This is a genomic window from Kordia aestuariivivens (assembly GCF_014397005.1).
GTDB classification, from domain to species: Bacteria; Bacteroidota; Bacteroidia; order Flavobacteriales; family Flavobacteriaceae; genus Kordia; species Kordia aestuariivivens.
The window spans coordinates 180262-198682 of sequence record NZ_JACGWS010000011.1 but is presented as its reverse complement, the minus strand read 5'-3'; the positions used below and the strand labels follow the sequence as shown (position 1 = coordinate 198682).

Here is an 18421-nt window from a genome sequence, read left to right as displayed (position 1 = left end):
ACTATGAGACTCACACTTCCTCAAAGAGACGTTTACTTTGAGCAATTACTCTATCCTGAAGATCCAATCTATAATATTGGTGCTAAAATATCAGTGGTAGGATACTTAAACTATGAACTATTACACAAATCGTACACCGCGCTAATTGATCAGCACGATGCGTACAGAAGTGTATTGGTTGGAAGTATGTCTGATGCGCAAATTGAAATTCTAGAAACGCACAATGCACAACTAGAATTTATAGATTTTTCAGAAGATAAATCTCCTGAAACAGCTGCAAATACATACATGAAGGAAACTTTTGTAAAACCATTCAATTTGCAAAAGAAAGCATTGTTACATCAATTTGTATTAATCAAAGTACGTGATGATTTTCATTATATATTCTCAAAATATCATCACATCATTACAGATGGTTGGGGAACTTCACTCATGTTTCAACGTTGGGTTCAGAATTACAATGAACTTGTAACGCAAGGAAACATTAGTACCGAATATCCTTTTAGTTACAAAGATTTTGTAGCGAACGATGCTGCTTATCTAGCATCAGAAGATTTTCAACATGATAAAAGCTATTGGACAGAGAAATTTAAAACTCTGCCCAATAGAATCTTTGAGAAAAAAACGGCGCGTACCATTCATCAAAGTAAGCGTGAATTTTTGATGCTAAAACGAGAAACGTACAATCAACTTGGAATCATTGCAAAAGCAAATAGAAGCACAACGTTTCATGTTATTTTAGCTGTATTGTACACATACATTGGTCGCAGTTCTCAACAAAAAGACCTTACCATTGGTTTGCCTGTTTTGAACAGGAGTAAATCTATTTTCAAAAAGACGGTTGGTTTATTCATGGGAATCAATGCATTGCGCATGAAAGTCGATTTTGAAGATACGTTTGAAAATCTAGTATTAGCCATTCGTCAACAATTGCGACAAGACTATCGTCATCAACGTTTTCCGATTGGGAAATTGATTGAAGAATTACAACTTTTCCAAGAAAAAGATCAGTTGATTAATATGACCTTATCGTATGAAAAGCAGAACTATTCAGCACACTTTGAAGGAACTAAAACAACCGTAATTCCAATGACGCATCAAGCGGAACGTGTTGCTTTAGCAGTATACATTCGTGAATTTGATGACACAGAAGCTGTAAAAATCGATTTTGATTATAATATCAACTACTTCGATGCAGCCGAAATGCAACAATTTATAACCCATTTTGAAATATTACTAAACAATGTACTGCGTGAACCTTCTAAAAAACTATCACAATACAAGTATCTTACAGAAGAAGAAGAATTGAAATTATACAATTTCAATCAAACAAAAACAGCATACCCGCGTGAAGAAACATTGCTAACATTCTTCAAAAAACAAGTGAAAATTTCGCCTACAAAAATTGCGGTGAAAAACCATAATACAAACTTTACCTATCAAGAACTAGACACTATATCAGATAAAATAGCGAGTTACATTTTAAAACATTTTTCAGAAGAACCTACGTTGCCAATTGCAGTTTTATTGGATAGAAACCCAAATTTCATTGCAATATTACTGGGAATTCTCAAAGCTGGAAGAGCGTACATTCCGTTAGATCCAAGTTTTCCAAAAGATCGTTTGCAATACATTGTCATGCACAGCGGCGTGAATTATGTAATCTCTACGGAAGAATTACTATCAAAAGTAGCGCATGATACTACGACAAACGTTTTGGTCACTGAACTACTAAATACAAAATCTGAAAGTGTTACAATTGAAGATGAGGTACATGCTGAAAATACAGCATATATCATTTATACATCAGGCTCTACGGGAAATCCGAAAGGCGTAGAAATTGGACATCGTTCTCTATTGAACTTTTTACTCAGTATGAAAGCGCAACCCGGAATTTCGCAAGAAGATGTGTTATTCTCAGTCACAACACAATCGTTTGATATTTCGATGTTAGAATTTTTTGTACCGCTTATTTCTGGCGGAACGTTATACATTGCTGACAAAGAAATTTTAAACAAACCGTTGCAATTAATTGAAGAAATTAATCGTGTACAACCAACAGTAATCCAAGCTACACCAAGTTTTTATCAATTACTTTTTAATGCGAATTGGAATGGAAACAAAGCGCTAAAAGTATTATGTGGTGGCGATTTATTAAGCAAAGCATTGGCTGAAAAATTAGTGCAAAATTGTGGTGAAGTTTGGAATATGTACGGACCAACAGAAACGACAATTTGGTCAAGTATAAAGCAAATTAAAAAGCCAGCAGACGCAGCAATCATTGGGAAACCGATTCACAATACACAATTATATATTTTAGATGCCTATCTGAATGTATTGCCAATTGGCGCCATTGGAACTTTATATATTTGTGGAGATGGATTGGCAAAAGGATATTATAAAAGTCCAGAGTTAACAGCAACTAAATTCATAGAAAGTCCATTTGTAAAAGGAGAACGAATTTATGATACAGGCGATTTAGGAAAATGGAATCCCAATGGTGAAATTGCTTTTTACGGTCGTCAAGACAATCAAGTGAAAATTCATGGGTATCGCATAGAACTCGAAGAAATTGAGAAAAAACTAGATCGCATTCCAGAAATAAAAACATCGGTTGTCATTGCAAAGAAATTAGAAGCGCAAGAAGCAATCTTAGTTGCGTATATTATTTATGAAAAAACGCAGCTCGATATAGAAATCATTATTCAGCAATTACGAAAAGAATTGCCTGCATATATGATTCCGCAAGTCATCATTCCGATGGAAGCATTTCCATTAACACCAAATCAAAAAGTAGATCGTAAAACATTAGCAGCGCTAGAAATCTCCAATATAAAAGAAGCAAATGAAATTGCACAACAACCAACAACAAGCTTGGAAAAAGTGTTGTGTACATTATTTCAACACGTGTTAGAATTGCCAAATGAAGTTGGTGTAACGGATAATTTCTTTCGCTTGGGCGGGCATTCGCTCAGTGCAGTAAAACTGTTAAGCGCAATAGCTGAAGAAAAACACTATCAAATTCCACTAAAAAGTATTTTTGATTATCCAACAGTTGCTTCCTTAGCAAATTATCTGGAAACGGAAGAAACGCAGCAATTGCCTACGATTACTTCTGGAAGTATAAAAGAATTTTATCCTGTAACAAACGCACAATACGGAATGTGGTTAGCTTCACAACAACTAGAAAAATCTGTTGCGTATCAAATGTTTGCGAATTATAAGATCGTTGGAATTATTAATGAAAATTTCTTGGCAAAAGCATTTCTGGCAATCATAGAAAATTACGATGTATTGCGAACAAACTTTATTGAAATCGAAGGAATTCCGCATCAAAAAATAGCAAGTAGAGAAGCTTATAACTTTACCATTGATAAATTAACTAAAGAAACATATCAGCAGTACATTCACAAAGAATTTGATTTAGAAAAAGATGCATTGCTCAGAGTTGGTTTGGTTTATGAAAATAATACGCCAACATCATTACTATTTGTTACGCATCACATTATTATGGATGGTTGGTCGCTAAACATACTGATGCAGCAATTTATTCAAAATTATAAAGCTTTGATTGCTAACGAGAAGATTCAGCAAAAAATAGTACAATTTCAATATCAAGATTATACGCTTTGGTTAGCAGATAAACTAGCAAAGAAACATGCAAAGAATAGTGAGTTTTGGAATTCATATTTGGCAAACTATTCATGGAAAAATTTAGTGCCACATGATGAAAACCTTGAAATAACAGCACATTCGGGCGCAACGTATAGCTATGAAATTGATAATTCTCAAACAACAGTTTTAAAAAATATAGCAGAAACACATCAAATAACAGTGCACACATTGCTTTTAACAGCGTTTAATGTGTTGTTATATAAAACCTATGCACATGATGATATTTGTGTTGGAACGATCAATTCGGGGCGTAATTTTTTACATGCTGATGATCAATTGGGAATGTTTGTAAAAACACTTCCAATTCGAACACAACTAGAAACAACGGATAGTTTTAGTGCGATAGCTGTAAAAACACACGAAAACGTATTGACATTAGATGCATTTCAAGATATGCCAGCAGCAACCTACAGAAACTTGCGTTTGGATATTTTGATAGCGTTTCAAGATGCATCAATGGACTTTGAGAACATTCGCATACACAAACAATTAGAACTTATAGAACAACCTGAACAAGTAAAATATAGCAGACTTCCATTATTAATAAACTTTGCAGTAAAACCTTCAGGAATCAACACAACAATAACATACAATACACACAATTATGAAGAAGCCACAATCGAATTATTGATGTTGCGCTTTACTTCCGTATTAAAAAGTATTACAAATAATCCTAAAATTTCGCTTCATGAAATCGACACAACATTGACTCAAGAATTGGAAAATACACTAGAAATAGATTTTAACTTTTAGACAAACATTAATACCAACAATTAATAACTTACTTATGATAAACGTTTATCAAAAAATAGTGAAATGCACGTTATGTATCATCATAGCTTGTGTACAATTCGGAATGGCGCAAGAAGCGAGTTTCGAAGAAACAGAGACTTTTTATCCAGGCTATACTGAAGTACTTGAAAAAGAGAATGCAGTTTTTGGATATTTAACTACACCTGAAAACTGGAATGATCCACAAAGTAAAAAAGTAAAAGTGGCAGTTTCGATACTGAAAAACTACGAGAATAAAGAAAACGCAGAAGCGGTTATATTCTTGCAAGGTGGTCCAGGCGCAAGTAGTGTGCAAAGTATATGGACATGGTTGCATCATCCGTTGCGAAAAGACAAAGACATTATATTTTTGGATGTTCGTGGAACTGGGTTTTCAGAACCGCGCTTGTGTCCAGATTTGGGAAATGACTTTTTACAAATACTTGCCAAAAATCAATCAGAGGCAGAAGATGAAAAGCAAAAGGTTTTGGCTGCATTGTCTTGTAAGCAAGAATTAATTAAGAATGACATTGATATTGCACAGTACAATAGTTTGTCTGTTGCCAAAGATTTGAATGCATTGCGAAAAGAATTAGGATATTCAAAATGGCATGTATATGGCGTATCTTATGGAACGTATATGGCGCAAGTATATGCAAATGAGTTTCCGCAAAATGTGAGTACATTAGTATTAGATTCTTCTATTCCTGATATTTCTAAGTATTACACAGAAAATACAGACAACTTCATGGGTAGTTTACAAAATGTGTTTGATGAATGTAAAAACAATCCAACATGCAATGAGGAATATCCTGATTTAGAAAAAATATTCTTCAAAACGATTGCTGATTTAGAGAAAAACCCAATTACAGTTTCAGTTAAAAAAAGGGTGGTTGAAAGTGAAACGTTTACGTACAATGCAGAAGATTTTAAAATAGCAATTCATCAGGCATTATACAATAAACAATTGGTAGAAGTAATTCCAATACTGATCTATCAATTTCATGATAGAAATGAAGCTGCACTTGGAAACTTAGTAAGTGCCTTTTCGGGCTTATTATCTATGGATTATGGCGTTTATTATTGTGTAAGTTGCAACGAAGCCTTGCCGAAAAATAATATAGAAGCCTACAATGCAAATGCTTCAAAATACAAATTGCTTGGTGGTGGAATTGCGTTTTATAAATCTGATTTTGCGGTATGCGACAAGTGGAATACCAATCAAAAAGATTCATTATATAGCATTGCACCAACGCTTTCTAACGTATCGGAAGCAAATTTTCCGGTATTAATAATTGCAGGAGAATACGATCCGATAACACCACAATCAAACGGAGAAAAAACAGCAAGTAAATTCAAAAATTCAACGGTTGTAAATGGTACTACTTATGGACACACTCCAGGGTTTACATATTTAGGAAATAAATTGACAACGAACTTCATTAACAATCCAATACAGAAACCATCAAAAGATGCTTTCAAGGAGGCACAACAAATATCGTATGTAAATGATATCAAATTAAATAGTGGCATTTCGGGCATGGGACAAAGTTTACAAGAGTTAAATCCAGTGTTTATCGTACCATTAGCCATTGCATTGTTTGTATTATTACTATTTATTGTATTGCATTCTTATAATCTAATCAAGAAGAAATACAACAAAGTAAGTCGTTACAATCATTGGCCAGATAAAATTGTACGAATTCTAGGAATCATTACATCTGTTATTGGTGTTATTATGATGATTGGATTTTTTAGAAGTTTAGATCATGTATCACAACAAAATTTTTACATACTAGCGTTTGGGTTGCCAAACAGCTTTAATTACTTATTTATCACTCTATTCATATTCGTTGCTTTGTTAGTAATTACAGTTGTGTATTACATCATTAAACTACGAAAAATTACAGACAGAAGTATTGTCTTTTTAGTCGTATTCTCAAACCTCTTATTGTTTGTTTATATGGGGTATTGGGGCGTGTTATCAATATAATTAAGTGTAATAAAAATACGTATTCTTATGAATCCTACAATTCTCTTCAATCATTACGATACATTCGTGTCAGAAGCAACAGCGTCACTACCTCCAATTGCAGATGCTACACACGAAAGCGTACATGAAATATTCAACAATTATGAATATCCAGTAAGTTCATGGCCTGTAATTATTGATTCAGAAATTTCTAATAAACTGGAAAAAATGTGTGTGCGTTTATCAGCATTACTGCGTAAAATACCAGCATGCTATTTTAAAAATGATGTCAAAAAGATTGCTGATTTCTATTTTAATGGAAATGAAATGCTCGCACAATTTGTATTGATGTGTCATGAAAAAGAAGTAGAAATTGGCAGTCGATTGGACTTAACATACACTGAAAACGGTTTTAAAGTCTTAGAAGTAAACATTGGAACTTCCATTGGTGGCTGGCAAATTCAAAGTTTTGATGCGTTAATACGATCGATGCATTCGGCATTATCAAGCGAAGAAACATCAGCAAATTTTACAGCAATTAATACACAACAAAAGTATGCCGAATTTTTAATTGAAAAAATTAAAAACTACGTACCTGGAATTGCAAATGAAATAAATATTATTATTGTTGGATTGCCAAAAGTAGAGAAAGATACTAAAATGGTATCAGATGGGCTTTATTTTTTCAACGAGCTGATTCAGAAAGAATTGCACAAACGTAATTTGACAGGTAAAGTCTATGACGCTGATCCGGCTACATTACAATTTACTCCTCAAGGGTTATTCCTCAACAATATACAAATTCATAGTGTTTTATATTTTAGTTTTAAAGATACGGATGAAATTCCACCAATTCTAACGCGTGCTTTCATTACTGATAAAATATACTTTCCAGATCATATCGGGACTGCCATGTTAGGCGATAAGCGAAACTTAGGCATTTTAAGAACTTTAGCCGAAAAGAAAACATTTAGTGAGGAAGACAATGCACTATTACTCGATTGTATTCCTTGGGCAGCAGAATTAAAAAACCAAGAAGTAACATTCAGAAGTCAAACAACAAACTTACTAGAACTTCTAAAAACACAAAAAGATCAATTTGTCATAAAACCAGCCGCAGGATTTCAAGGAAAAAGTGTATTCGTTGGAAAATTTCTATCGCAAGATGCTTGGGAAAAAGCAATTGAAGAATCATTGCCACATGCGGCTTTTATAGCACAAGAATTTTGTGAATCCTTAAACTTTCATGCACCAAATAATGAAAATGAATGGACGCCTCACAAACTCATTTGGGGCGCTTTTGGTTTTGGTAATAACTATGGAGGTGTTTGGGTACGTATGTCTTCATCAAAAACAGATGGTGGCGTTATCAACTCTGCAACAGGTGCAATTGAAGCCATTGTTTACGAAGGAAAATAATAGGCTCCCAAAATTCTAAGATACCTACTAAATACGACAGAAAACCTAACTATGATTCAAATTCTTTATACATTCTTATCAAAAGAGTTCTATGAAACTTCATTGCAAGAACAACTGAAAATATTTCCAAATGATTTTACGAACAAGATTTGTAAATACAAACGTTGGCAAGATCAACAGGCTTCTGTTTTAGGGCGTTTATTATTGATCCGCGGTATTGCAGATTTTTATGACAAACAAATAAACGGATCAGATATAGGTATTAACGAGAATGGTAAACCATTTTTAAAAGATAGTGATATTGAATTCAATATTTCACATTCTGGAGAATTGGTTATTTGCACGATACAAAAAACGCTACCAGTAGGCATTGATATTGAAGAAATGAAAGAAATACAAATTGAAGATTTCTTTTATCAAATGACCGAAAACGAAAGCGCTACTATTAAAAATAGTACGGATCAAAAACGTGCTTTTTACAATTATTGGACACAAAAAGAAGCCGTTTTAAAAGCCAATGGAAAAGGATTAAGTGTACCTTTAAAATCGTTTGAAATTATAGAAAATCAAACGCAACTATACAAAGATGAATGGTATGTTTCTAAACTAAGTATTCATCCAGAATACAGTTGTCATATGGCAGCCAAACAGAAATCGAAATACATCATTTACTATGTAGATCATAGAGAAATCAATACGTTTATTGAAAAAGTAAATTAATTCTTTCGTACATTTCCGTTACTTATCAAAAAATTTTCAAAAAAAAGATACATTGCGTGTAACCTTTTTCAAAAAACGGGTTATATACAAGTGAACAAAGGATCAAAAACTATCCAACGTGAAACAAATGACAGACGAGCATATTATGCAAAAAGTAGCCGAAGGAAATGTAGCTATGTTACAAATTCTTTTTGAGCGTTATCATAAGCAGATATACATTTTTTTGTATAAAATGTCTGGTGATAAAATGCTGAGTGAAGATTTGACACAAGAGGTTTTTTATCGATTAATTAAGTACAAATCATCGTATAATTTTGATAAAAAATTTGTCACATGGATTTACACAATTGCGCGAAACAATTTAAACACACATTATCAACGACAAAAAGAAAATCACTTAGCGTTGGAAGGTTTTGAGCATAAATTAGTTGAACCGCAAGCATCTAAAAATGAAGAATATTCACACTTAATGAATGTTTTGAATAGGATGGAAGCTTCTGATAGAGAACTTTTGATTTTAAACAGATTTCAGGAAATAAAATACGCAGAAATGGCTGAAATTTTAGGAAGTACAACAGGTGCTGTAAAAACGAAAGTCTGTAGAGCGTTGAAAAAATTAAAAACATTATACCTGCAAAAAGTATAGCAATGGAAAAAGAACATATTAAAGATTTACTGGTTGAATACCTTGACGGATTGTTAGATACATTACAAAAAGATCAAGTAGAACAACATTTAAGTGAGTGTGCTATTTGTGCAAAAGAATTGGAAGGATTGAAAGAAGTAATGAACGCTTTCAAAGAACAATCGCCAGAAATGTCGCCAGAAAGTCTTCGAGAAAATTTTCACAAACGTTTGGATGAAGAACTTCAAAAATATCATAAAGTTGTTTACATAAGTGAAGATAAAAAGCCAAAAAAGCGTACTGTTTGGAAACAAAACATCATGCGTATTGCAGCAAGTATTGTATTGTTAGTAGGTGGATTTGTAATTGGAAAATACCAACAAACAGATACTACTAGCAACGAAATTGCTGTTCTAACGAAGGAAACGAAATCTGTAAAACAAAAAATGGCAATCTCTTTAATAGAAAGTACATCTGCCGGAAAACGAATTCAGGCGGTAAATTCAATAAATCAACTGGAAGAATTAGATCCTGATATGTTGCAAACCCTAGCAAATAGTGTGTTATATGACAATAATGTCAATGTTCGTTTAACTGCCGTTGAAACCTTGCAGAAATTTATCAAAAATCAACTTGTACAAAAAAGTTTCATCAATGCATTGCAAACAGAAAAAAATGCAGGTGTTCAAATAGCAATCATTCAAGCTTTAGCAAATTTAAACGAAGAAGATATTATATCACCAATGCGTCAATTGTTGAACGATTCGGAAACGGAAGGATTTGTAAAAGATCAGATTAAGAAAATAGTCCCTAATATTACTTAAAATCATACAACTTATGAAATTTATAGTCACTTTCATCATACTAATAGGTACAAGTTTCTCGCTACAAGCGCAAACAAGCCATACTGAACCCGTGAATGGTATTCAGTGGATACGTATTACTTCTGAAGCAGATGTTGTCATTAAAGCGCATGATAAAAACGAAATACAGATAGTTCCAGAACGATTTAGACCTGTATCGGAAGATAAAACAAAAGGGTTGAAAAGAGCAGACACCAATGACACAGATAATACAGGAATTGATTTTAATGTGAGTCGCGATGGAAGCAACTTGCTCATAAAAAACTTAAGAGCTTCTGGCGGAGAAAAAACAACTATTTATGTGCCTGCTTCGTTAAATATTGCTGTACATAGCGAAAACCTATGCAATACGGAAATAGAAAACATGGAAGGAGAAATTGAAGTAGATTCAGAAGTTTCAGGAAATGTAACTATTACGGACGTTTTAGGACCTGTTACGATAAGTACAAATGCTGGAAATGTAGTTGCTACATTTAAAAAGATAAATCAAAAAATACCCACCACAATTTCCACAACAACAGGTGAGATAGAAGTCCGTTTGCCAAATAATGCTAGCGCCAGTATTTTTATGGCTTCTATGATGGGGAAAATACATTCGGATTTTAGAATTGACGATCCAAAAAACGAAAAGAAAAAAATTACAGATCAAAAAATAAAAGGAGTGATTAACAATGGTGGCGTTTCTGTACGATTAAGTTCTGCCACAGGAAACATTCAATTAAAAACTAACTAAAAAAATAACAAAATGAAAAAGCAATTTATTATTGTATTAGTCTTCCTCTTTGGAATTCAACTACATGCGCAAAAAATAATAAAAAAAAATATTCCATATAATGGTCAAAAAATTAATTTCTATCTAAAATATGCTTCTACGATTGAAATCAATTCTTGGGACAAATCTGAAGTATATGTAAAAGTAACGATTCAAACAGATGAAGAAAGTTTTATAGAAGATTTTGAACTGAATGTTGCTAGAACATCTGATAAAATAAATGTTGAAGCGGAAGCAGAGAAGATTATTAGAAAAATTTGGGCAGAAAACAATAAAAAGAATCCTGACAACGTAAAGCAATACAATGATACTGATAAGTATACATTTAGTTATGAAATTTATGTTCCTAAAAAGGCGACAATTTATATAAACAGTATGAATGCTGAAGTGACTTCTAAAGAGATTGAAGGTGATCTTTCTGGCGATTTGATCAATGGGAGTTTCAAGCTCAAAAAGTATACTGGAGATTTATTTTTAAGTACTGTTAATGGTGAAATAGATTTAGAAATTGTAGATGCCAGTGTGATTGCAGAAACGACACATGGAAAAGTATTTGCAGCTGAAAAATTAAAAACAGTAAACGTAACTCAATCTATCGGACGAAAGGTAATTGCAAACACGAAGAAACCAATAAGTAGTTTGCAATTAAGTACCGTAAACGGAACCATTTATTTGCGATAAACAATATTTCAATTTAAAACAAAAGCTTCTCCTATTGAGGAGCTTTTGTTGTTAGTTAAGTGTAGCAAGTACAGAAATCTTATTCGAGAGGATGAGATTTTTTTGTGTTATACTTTTTACAGAAACTTAGTTTTTAGTATGGTTTCCATTATCGTCAATTCTTTCTCAAATAGAACAACAATACGACGCGAGTCTCTAACTAAGTATCCTATTTAAAATTTGCTATAATGGCAGCTTGTAACTCTTGATATATTTGTTTGTTATGTCTCCAGTTGTTTAGCTTTCTGATATCTGTTCGTAAAGTCCGCTCTGCAGTCTCTTTCTGTTTTTCTAATAAATAATGTCCTTCTCCTATACCTTCTAATTCAGCTAATATTTCTAAATGAGACGATATGGTTTTAATTCTACTTTCTAAATTCGAAATATCTTTTTTGGTAGTTTTAATTCTATAATTCCAATACGCATTTTGACTAGCTAAATAGATCAATAATTGATTTTTAACTTGAGACGTTAAACTCACAAGTTTCGTATCATAATCATCACTTCGGTCATTTGGCGTATTTTTTCCTGCTGTGGCATATCCGCTATTAGCTAAATGAGTAGCAAATTGTTTAAGGTTTTTATCTTGTTTTTTAAGATCAAGATGCCATCTAGACTTGAGGACTTCTATATGATGTGTAGCAGAAGTAACAGGTGATTCATAAACAAAAGTAGGGCTGTTTTTTTTCTTTTTTCCGCCTTTAGAACTATGTTCTTCTTGCAATAACATCTCAACATGTACGCCTTCTTTTCTTAATTTTTTAATCTCTTCAGGACTTAATACTAACTTTGGATTTCCATGTTCATCAACCACTGTTTTATTGTTTTTCTTACGAATTGCTGCATGTTCATTAAACAATCTATAAAGACCATTAGATTGAATTATTCTGGATGCAGGCCTTTTTTCTTTTGCATTAGGACCTTGTTCACCATACGCTTGTACAATTAAATTAAAGACCTGTTGCATAGATAAAGATTTTTGTCTTGCACCAACTAAAATAGCTGGAACTGCAACCTTTAACCAATCGGAGATGAATTTTGGGTTTTTGGGTTTCTTTTTGTCTCGTTGAACAACATTTGATGGAATAAAATTGTTTTTATTTTTTGTGGCAGCAATAAAAGTTCCTTTTTTAGGATTTCGTTGTGTACTCGAATGCTCATCAAGTTTCTTCTCTGTTGAAGGTTGTGCCATGCCCTATATGGTTTTGAATCTAATAAAGTACTGATTTTTTTTGGAGATCGAAAAGGGAGATTTTCCCCTTTTTAGTCAAAATTATCAAATCGTAGACAATAGAATCATTTCACAAAATATGAACCTAAGCTAAATCCAATTAAAAGGATACCATTAGTAAGCTGATCAACATAAGAAGACTCTGAAATCTTCAGAGTCTTCTATATTTTCTATTAAATGGGTGTTACACAACATCCAAATTGGCAAATAGCTGGAAAACCATTATGAACTGGATGACATTGTTCATTGCTAGTACATGCGCCCAAAAGCGGGATGCACTCTTCTGCAAGGCCGCCATGAATAGTGCTTTGTTCTGCTTTACTTAAAGCTTTTCCAATACTTAAAATGTGTTGTTTCATAATAAAAATTTAAAGGTTAATTATTGCGCAAGCGTAAAAAATAAACTTGCTGTTTATTAGGTGTTTGACTTTGTTTTAAAAAATGCAAAAAGGAGGTATGGTCTTACAAAATAAATTAGTGCCACATACACATTGAGAATTTAAAATATCAAGTGTTGGCATATCTGTTCCTCCTTTTAAGTTAGAAGTGTTCAAATTAGAAACTGTCTTTTTCTTAATATTCAATTGGTGTAAATGCTGTTTTTTCATGAGTAAATCGTTAAAATTATTTTTCAAGCGAACAGTTATAGACACTCGCTTTTTATGTCTTTCATGCTAAAAAAACAGAAGACTCTGAAAACTTCAAAGCCTTCTATCTTATAAAAATTGTTCTTGCAAAAAAGAATTTACATTAATTGACACCTATACAGTGCGTATTCCATTGTATTAATGTTTGTGTTGCTAAAGCATCATTTTCAGCACTAATTCCATCGCCTTCAGGATCATTTGTTAAGGAATAATATACAATAGAAAGCGAACCGCAATACTCTTGAAGATTTGTAAGTGAATCTCCACCATTGATGTTTCTTTGTTGCTCTTTGTTTAATACGGTTCCAATGTTTAAAATTGATTTTTTCATAAATTAAAATTTAAAGTGTTCCTGTTACAGTAAACATTTTAAGACATGTACTGTTTATGTCTGCACAAACTCGGTATTGGCTGTTACATTTGTGCATTACAAAGCAACAGCTCAAAAAAATAGCTGACAAACAGTGTTGTATAACATTCATGAATTTGTAGTATATATTCATGAATCCATGTTTTTTTTTGAAAAAAGAACTATTTTTAGATATCATTTTTTTACATAACTAAAAAAATCTACCACATTGACATTAGATATTAAAAAAGAAACGCGGTTTTCATACAAGAAAATTGGTTTTCTATGTATGATCGTTCTAATAATACTGTATATAAGTAGTTGTAATCAAAAACAAGAAACTGCTATTGATGAAGTGACACGCAAAGAGTATGGCGAAATATACAAGTTGCTACAAGAAGCCACTACCATAGAACAAAAAATTTACTACGGCGAACAATATTTAGAGAAAGCAAAAAACGACAAGCAAGCCACAGATAGTACAAACATCATTGTTGGCTACAGAATTCTTTCCGTAACACATACCGACGAAAATGTACTTGCTTATAGTGATAGTATCATTGCGTTGACTAAAAATAATTCGAGCATTCATTATCCCGCCATTGCTTACGAGAAAAAAGGAGATTTTTATTATGGAAAACACGCCTATCAACGGGCATTAGACAACTATCTTCAATTCTTTGAATATGCGCAAAAACATGACCAAAAAGATATGATTTCTCGCGCAAATTATAACATAGGAACGGTAAAAAGACGTACAGGAAACATCAAAGAAGCGTTGGAATTATATCGGCAGAACTATGCGTACACGCAAAAAAATAAAGAAGCCGTAAATACAATAACCTATTTCAACTCAATTGCGGCATTGGCAAACATCTTCAATGATAACAAAACCGTAGATTCTGCCAATCATTACAATAAAATTGGACATCGGGAAGCCATTCGATTAAAAAACGAATCGTACAAAAATCACTTCGCATTCAATGAAGGTGTAACAAACTATCATAAAAAAAACTATCAAATTGCTATAGACAGCATTCAAAAATACACTCCATACTTTGAAAATATTCACGATGATGATAAATTGGTATTTGTATACTATTACTCTGGAAAAGCGCATGCAGGATTAAATCAACCCGAGAAGGCAATCAATTTCTTTAAAAAAGTAGATAGTATATTTCAAAAAACATACTCCATATTTCCCATCACAAGAGAAGCATACATACAATTAGATACCTATTACAAAAATAAAAACGACTTAAAAAATCAATTGATATACAAAAACCAATTAATGAAAGTTGACAGTATTCTCAAAGCAGACGAACTTTATCTCAACAAAGCAATCTTTAAAGAGTATGACATTCCGAAGCTAAAAGCAGAAAAAGAAAACCTGCGCGAGGAAAAGCAACAACAAGGAAACAGATTCAAAAAAGCAATCATTGGTTTATTTGTGCTTATTCTGTTCTTACTCATTGGTTTTGGCATACAATACCGAAAACGGAAAACATACCAACGTCGATTTGAGGAAGTCATCAACGAAAAAAAACCTAAAAAATCATCAAAAAGCCTAGCTTCTGACGAACAAAAAATAGCAATTCCAATCGATATTGTAAATGACATATTGCAAAAACTTGAAGCATTTGAACATGAAAACAAATTCATTTCCAATCAAACTACGCTCAATGATTTGCCAAAAGGACTTCATACCAATCCAAACTATCTATCAAAAGTAGTCAATCATTACAAAAAATGTTCCTTCTCCACATACATCAATAACTTGCGTATTGAATATACAATTGAGCAGCTAAAAACCAATCCAACATATCTAAAATACACGGTAAAGGCTATTGCTGCAGAAGTTGGGTTCAACAATGTACAATCGTTTTCCAAAGCGTTTTTCAATGCAAAAGGAATCAATCCTTCATATTTCATCAGAAAACTAAAAAAGATAAGCAGTTCAGCGTAAATTTCATAAAAAACGCTACAAATTCATGAATATATACTTTCTCAGACGAAAAAATAGCTGATAAAGAGTGTATTTTTTTTAGATTCAGATTTCATTAAAACTATGACAGATGAAAAAACGTACATTAACATTGGCATTAAACAAAACAAAAATTGTAAACCTATCAGTAACAACTAAAATTATTGGAGGTACAGGTATCGAAAGCGATATAAACGATCCAAACACTGTATGTGGTATTGACACACACATGACAGATGACAAAACAAATGGAAATAATAGCATACCAACTGTTGTTACATTAGTTTGTCTATCAATACTATGTTAACCGTTTGAAAGTACATTCAAAAATCATAAAAACTTGCAGCAATGCGAGTTTTTTTATGCACAATAATTTGGGTGTAACCATCGCGAAAAACTCAGGTCGGGTAAAATATAATTAACCTTAATTTTTAGTGATTACTCTTGTTTTTTTTATAAAGTTTTTAGCATTTCATCTATAAATACCATCATAACTAATCCTTGTAAAATTTCGAATAGTGCTGTTTTAGAAATAATTAAACTTTATTGGGTAACAAAATTTTTATGCGGACTCTTATTAATGAATCGATTCACGTAGGTAAAACCTGAAACCTATTAGTAAATTCAAGCAGGGAATTAAAACTTTAAATTAAAATTATGAAAAAAAGACATTTGTATGTAATGCTACTTTTTATCTGTTTTATGGTGATAGGATGTCAAGAAGAAGAAATTTTACTTAGTTCATCTCTTGAAAAATCATCAGTAGAAAGAAATGGAAGTTCTAATAAATCTAAAAGTTATTTAGATTATGGAAATAAATTGACTAGCGTATTGACTAGTTTAATTGATAAAAAAGAAACTCTTGCCAAAGTATTAGAGTCAAACGCCAAAAGGAAAGATGGTAATAATGAAAGTTTGATAACAGATATATTTAAAACCAATGTTGATGACAGGAATTTGACAGGTTTACAAATTTTCTCAAGAGAATTAGCTCGTAATGAACACATCTCAGTCGATCAAGCAACAGCGTATTTAACGACTAGAGCTGAAGAAATGCCAAACGTTATAATAGCACTGAGAAATAATATCACAACGAGTCCTTCGTCTCTAACTCCAGGAGATTTAGCGATACGAAAAGTTGTTTTTGTTAATGGAGAACATAGAGTTGGTAATTTACTTTTTGGGTATGATAGTAACGATACAAGAGTACAAGTGGTTAATGAAGTTTTTTTAACTGTGCAAGTTAGTGAACGACATGACGATCAAGGAAATTCAATCATGACTTATGATAATCCTTTCTTCTTCGGTCCTTCTGGTCCTGTGGGTCCGTTAGGGGAATTAACACCATCGCAAGTATGTGATGTAGAAAGCATACCAGAACCTGATGGTCCTTGTGACACTCCTAATACTCCTACTAATTTTACAGTAACCATGCAAGATGGTTTTATACAAATAGTGTGGAATAGCGATTTAGAAGAAGCAGGAAGTTGGAATCGTTACGTACTTGAACGACGCAACCCTGTAACTGGTGAAATAAAATTATTTCCTATTTATTCTTGTGGTTATATAAGCAATCAATATCTAGTTACTGATACAGATTTAATACCAAATACAACGTATATATATAGAGTTAGAAGTGTTGTAATGCGAAAATTTCCTTTTGGATCATCCGAAGATTATTGTCGCTCAGCTTGGACAAACTCTATAACCGTACAAACTGATGCTAGTCTTATTGTAGATCCTGTTCAAAATTTTGAAACAAGAAACTATAATGAAGGATTTATTGAATATTATTGGAGTCCACCTGCAAGTTATCAATCTACAGGCTATAAAATTGAAGCCTCAACAAATGGAACTAACAGCTCTTGGTCAAACATTGAAGACATTACTGATCCTTTAGAAATAAGCCATACTGAAGGTCACCCGGCAGGTTGGAAAGGGAATCGCCAACATTTTCGAATTAGAAACAAATTGGGAGCTAATTATTCTTTACCCGTATACGATGTTGTTTATCCTGCATGGAGAGACAGTGGAGACCGTGTCAGAATTAGTGAAATTAATATTCCTGATATTACTACGTTTGAATTACCAGAATTAGGGATGCCAGAGATTTTTATTGCTTCAACAATTGCTACCGATGAAGACGCAGGTACGAAAACATCAGAAGGTATTGTTGGTTTGACGCCAAAATTAGCTCAAGTTATACAGCTTCCATGGCCTTATCAAAATTTTCAACTTCTTATACCTTTTGGTAACGATTATGTTCCGTCTACATCCAATCCTATCTATGCGCATCAGATTCCATACGCACCAGAAATCTTTCTGATTCAAAACTCAACACCAATTACATTGATCAATAACTGGTATGGTGATTATTACAATAAGGTAATTTTTGTAAATATTTCGGAAACTGATACAGGTGAGATAACTACTGAAACCTTTACAGAAACAAAAGAAATAGACGCTAAAGGAACATTTAAAATTGGAAAAAAAGATGTTTTCGATATTGGTCTAGATATAGGAGCCAAAAAAGCGAGTACTGTTGTATTTGATTATCCTGATAAAACCTTACCTATGGGAGCTTTTGATTTATTTTATTGGGAAGAAATTAATAGAAACTATTCTCTCCAAGGCTCAAATATTGTTTTAAGAATTACAGACTAATTTTTGATT

The 18421-nt window shown here is 32.7% G+C and carries 14 protein-coding genes; 11 read left to right on the top strand and 3 right to left on the bottom strand.

Features of this window, described 5'->3' with window-relative positions; translation table 11 throughout:
* Positions 1-3 precede the first annotated feature (3 nt).
* The 8 genes from H2O64_RS17620 to H2O64_RS17585 all read left to right on the top strand — a co-directional run bounded on the left by H2O64_RS17620 (position 4) and on the right by H2O64_RS17585 (position 11498).
* Complete coding sequence (locus H2O64_RS17620; RefSeq protein WP_187563527.1) at positions 4-4428, top strand: non-ribosomal peptide synthetase; 4425 nt, start codon at positions 4-6, stop codon at positions 4426-4428.
* Positions 4429-4486: 58 nt separating this feature from the next.
* Positions 4487-6439, top strand: coding sequence for an alpha/beta fold hydrolase (locus tag H2O64_RS17615; protein ID WP_317173843.1), 1953 nt, complete (start codon positions 4487-4489; stop codon positions 6437-6439).
* Between the two features lie 27 nt (positions 6440-6466).
* On the top strand, positions 6467-7837 hold the full coding sequence (locus H2O64_RS17610) for an ATP-grasp domain-containing protein (RefSeq protein ID WP_187563526.1): 1371 nt from the start codon (positions 6467-6469) through the stop codon (positions 7835-7837).
* A 51-nt stretch (positions 7838-7888) separates the two neighbouring features.
* Positions 7889-8557 carry a 4'-phosphopantetheinyl transferase family protein gene (locus H2O64_RS17605; protein ID WP_187563525.1) on the top strand — a complete coding sequence of 223 codons (669 nt, stop codon included), beginning with the start codon at positions 7889-7891 and terminating at the stop codon, positions 8555-8557.
* Between the two features lie 127 nt (positions 8558-8684).
* Positions 8685-9203 carry an RNA polymerase sigma factor gene (locus tag H2O64_RS17600; RefSeq protein ID WP_235982927.1) on the top strand — a complete coding sequence of 173 codons (519 nt, stop codon included), beginning with the start codon at positions 8685-8687 and terminating at the stop codon, positions 9201-9203.
* Positions 9204-9205: 2 nt separating this feature from the next.
* Positions 9206-10006, top strand: a complete 801-nt coding sequence (locus H2O64_RS17595; protein ID WP_187563545.1) for a zf-HC2 domain-containing protein — start codon at positions 9206-9208, stop codon at positions 10004-10006.
* 13 nt (positions 10007-10019) lie between these two features.
* A complete protein-coding gene (locus H2O64_RS17590) occupies positions 10020-10778 on the top strand; it encodes a DUF4097 family beta strand repeat-containing protein (protein ID WP_187563523.1) in 759 nt (252 codons plus the stop codon).
* A 12-nt stretch (positions 10779-10790) separates the two neighbouring features.
* Positions 10791-11498 carry a DUF4097 family beta strand repeat-containing protein gene (locus tag H2O64_RS17585; protein WP_187563522.1) on the top strand — a complete coding sequence of 236 codons (708 nt, stop codon included), beginning with the start codon at positions 10791-10793 and terminating at the stop codon, positions 11496-11498.
* A gap of 208 nt (positions 11499-11706) precedes the next feature.
* Here the strand turns inward: H2O64_RS17585 and H2O64_RS17580 are convergent, their stop codons facing one another.
* The 3 genes from H2O64_RS17580 to H2O64_RS17570 all read right to left on the bottom strand — a co-directional run bounded on the left by H2O64_RS17580 (position 11707) and on the right by H2O64_RS17570 (position 13746).
* Positions 11707-12729: a hypothetical protein gene (locus H2O64_RS17580; protein WP_187563521.1), complete on the bottom strand. Its 1023-nt coding sequence runs from the start codon at positions 12727-12729 to the stop codon at positions 11707-11709.
* Between the two features lie 212 nt (positions 12730-12941).
* The gene (locus H2O64_RS17575; protein WP_187563520.1) at positions 12942-13127 is read right to left on the bottom strand and encodes a hypothetical protein; all 186 of its coding nucleotides are present in this window, start codon (positions 13125-13127) and stop codon (positions 12942-12944) included.
* A gap of 391 nt (positions 13128-13518) precedes the next feature.
* The gene (locus H2O64_RS17570) at positions 13519-13746 is read right to left on the bottom strand and encodes a hypothetical protein (protein ID WP_187563519.1); all 228 of its coding nucleotides are present in this window, start codon (positions 13744-13746) and stop codon (positions 13519-13521) included.
* Between the two features lie 307 nt (positions 13747-14053).
* On the opposite strand from H2O64_RS17570, the gene H2O64_RS17565 reads away from it, so the two are divergent.
* The 3 genes from H2O64_RS17565 (at position 14054) to H2O64_RS17555 (ending at position 18412) form a co-directional block, all read left to right on the top strand.
* Positions 14054-15730: an AraC family transcriptional regulator gene (locus H2O64_RS17565; RefSeq protein ID WP_187563518.1), complete on the top strand. Its 1677-nt coding sequence runs from the start codon at positions 14054-14056 to the stop codon at positions 15728-15730.
* 109 nt (positions 15731-15839) lie between these two features.
* The gene (locus tag H2O64_RS17560) at positions 15840-16055 is read left to right on the top strand and encodes a hypothetical protein (protein WP_187563517.1); all 216 of its coding nucleotides are present in this window, start codon (positions 15840-15842) and stop codon (positions 16053-16055) included.
* 350 nt (positions 16056-16405) lie between these two features.
* Positions 16406-18412 (top strand): fibronectin type III domain-containing protein, encoded by a 2007-nt coding sequence (locus H2O64_RS17555; RefSeq protein ID WP_187563516.1) that lies wholly within the window; start codon positions 16406-16408, stop codon positions 18410-18412.
* Positions 18413-18421 lie beyond the last annotated feature (9 nt).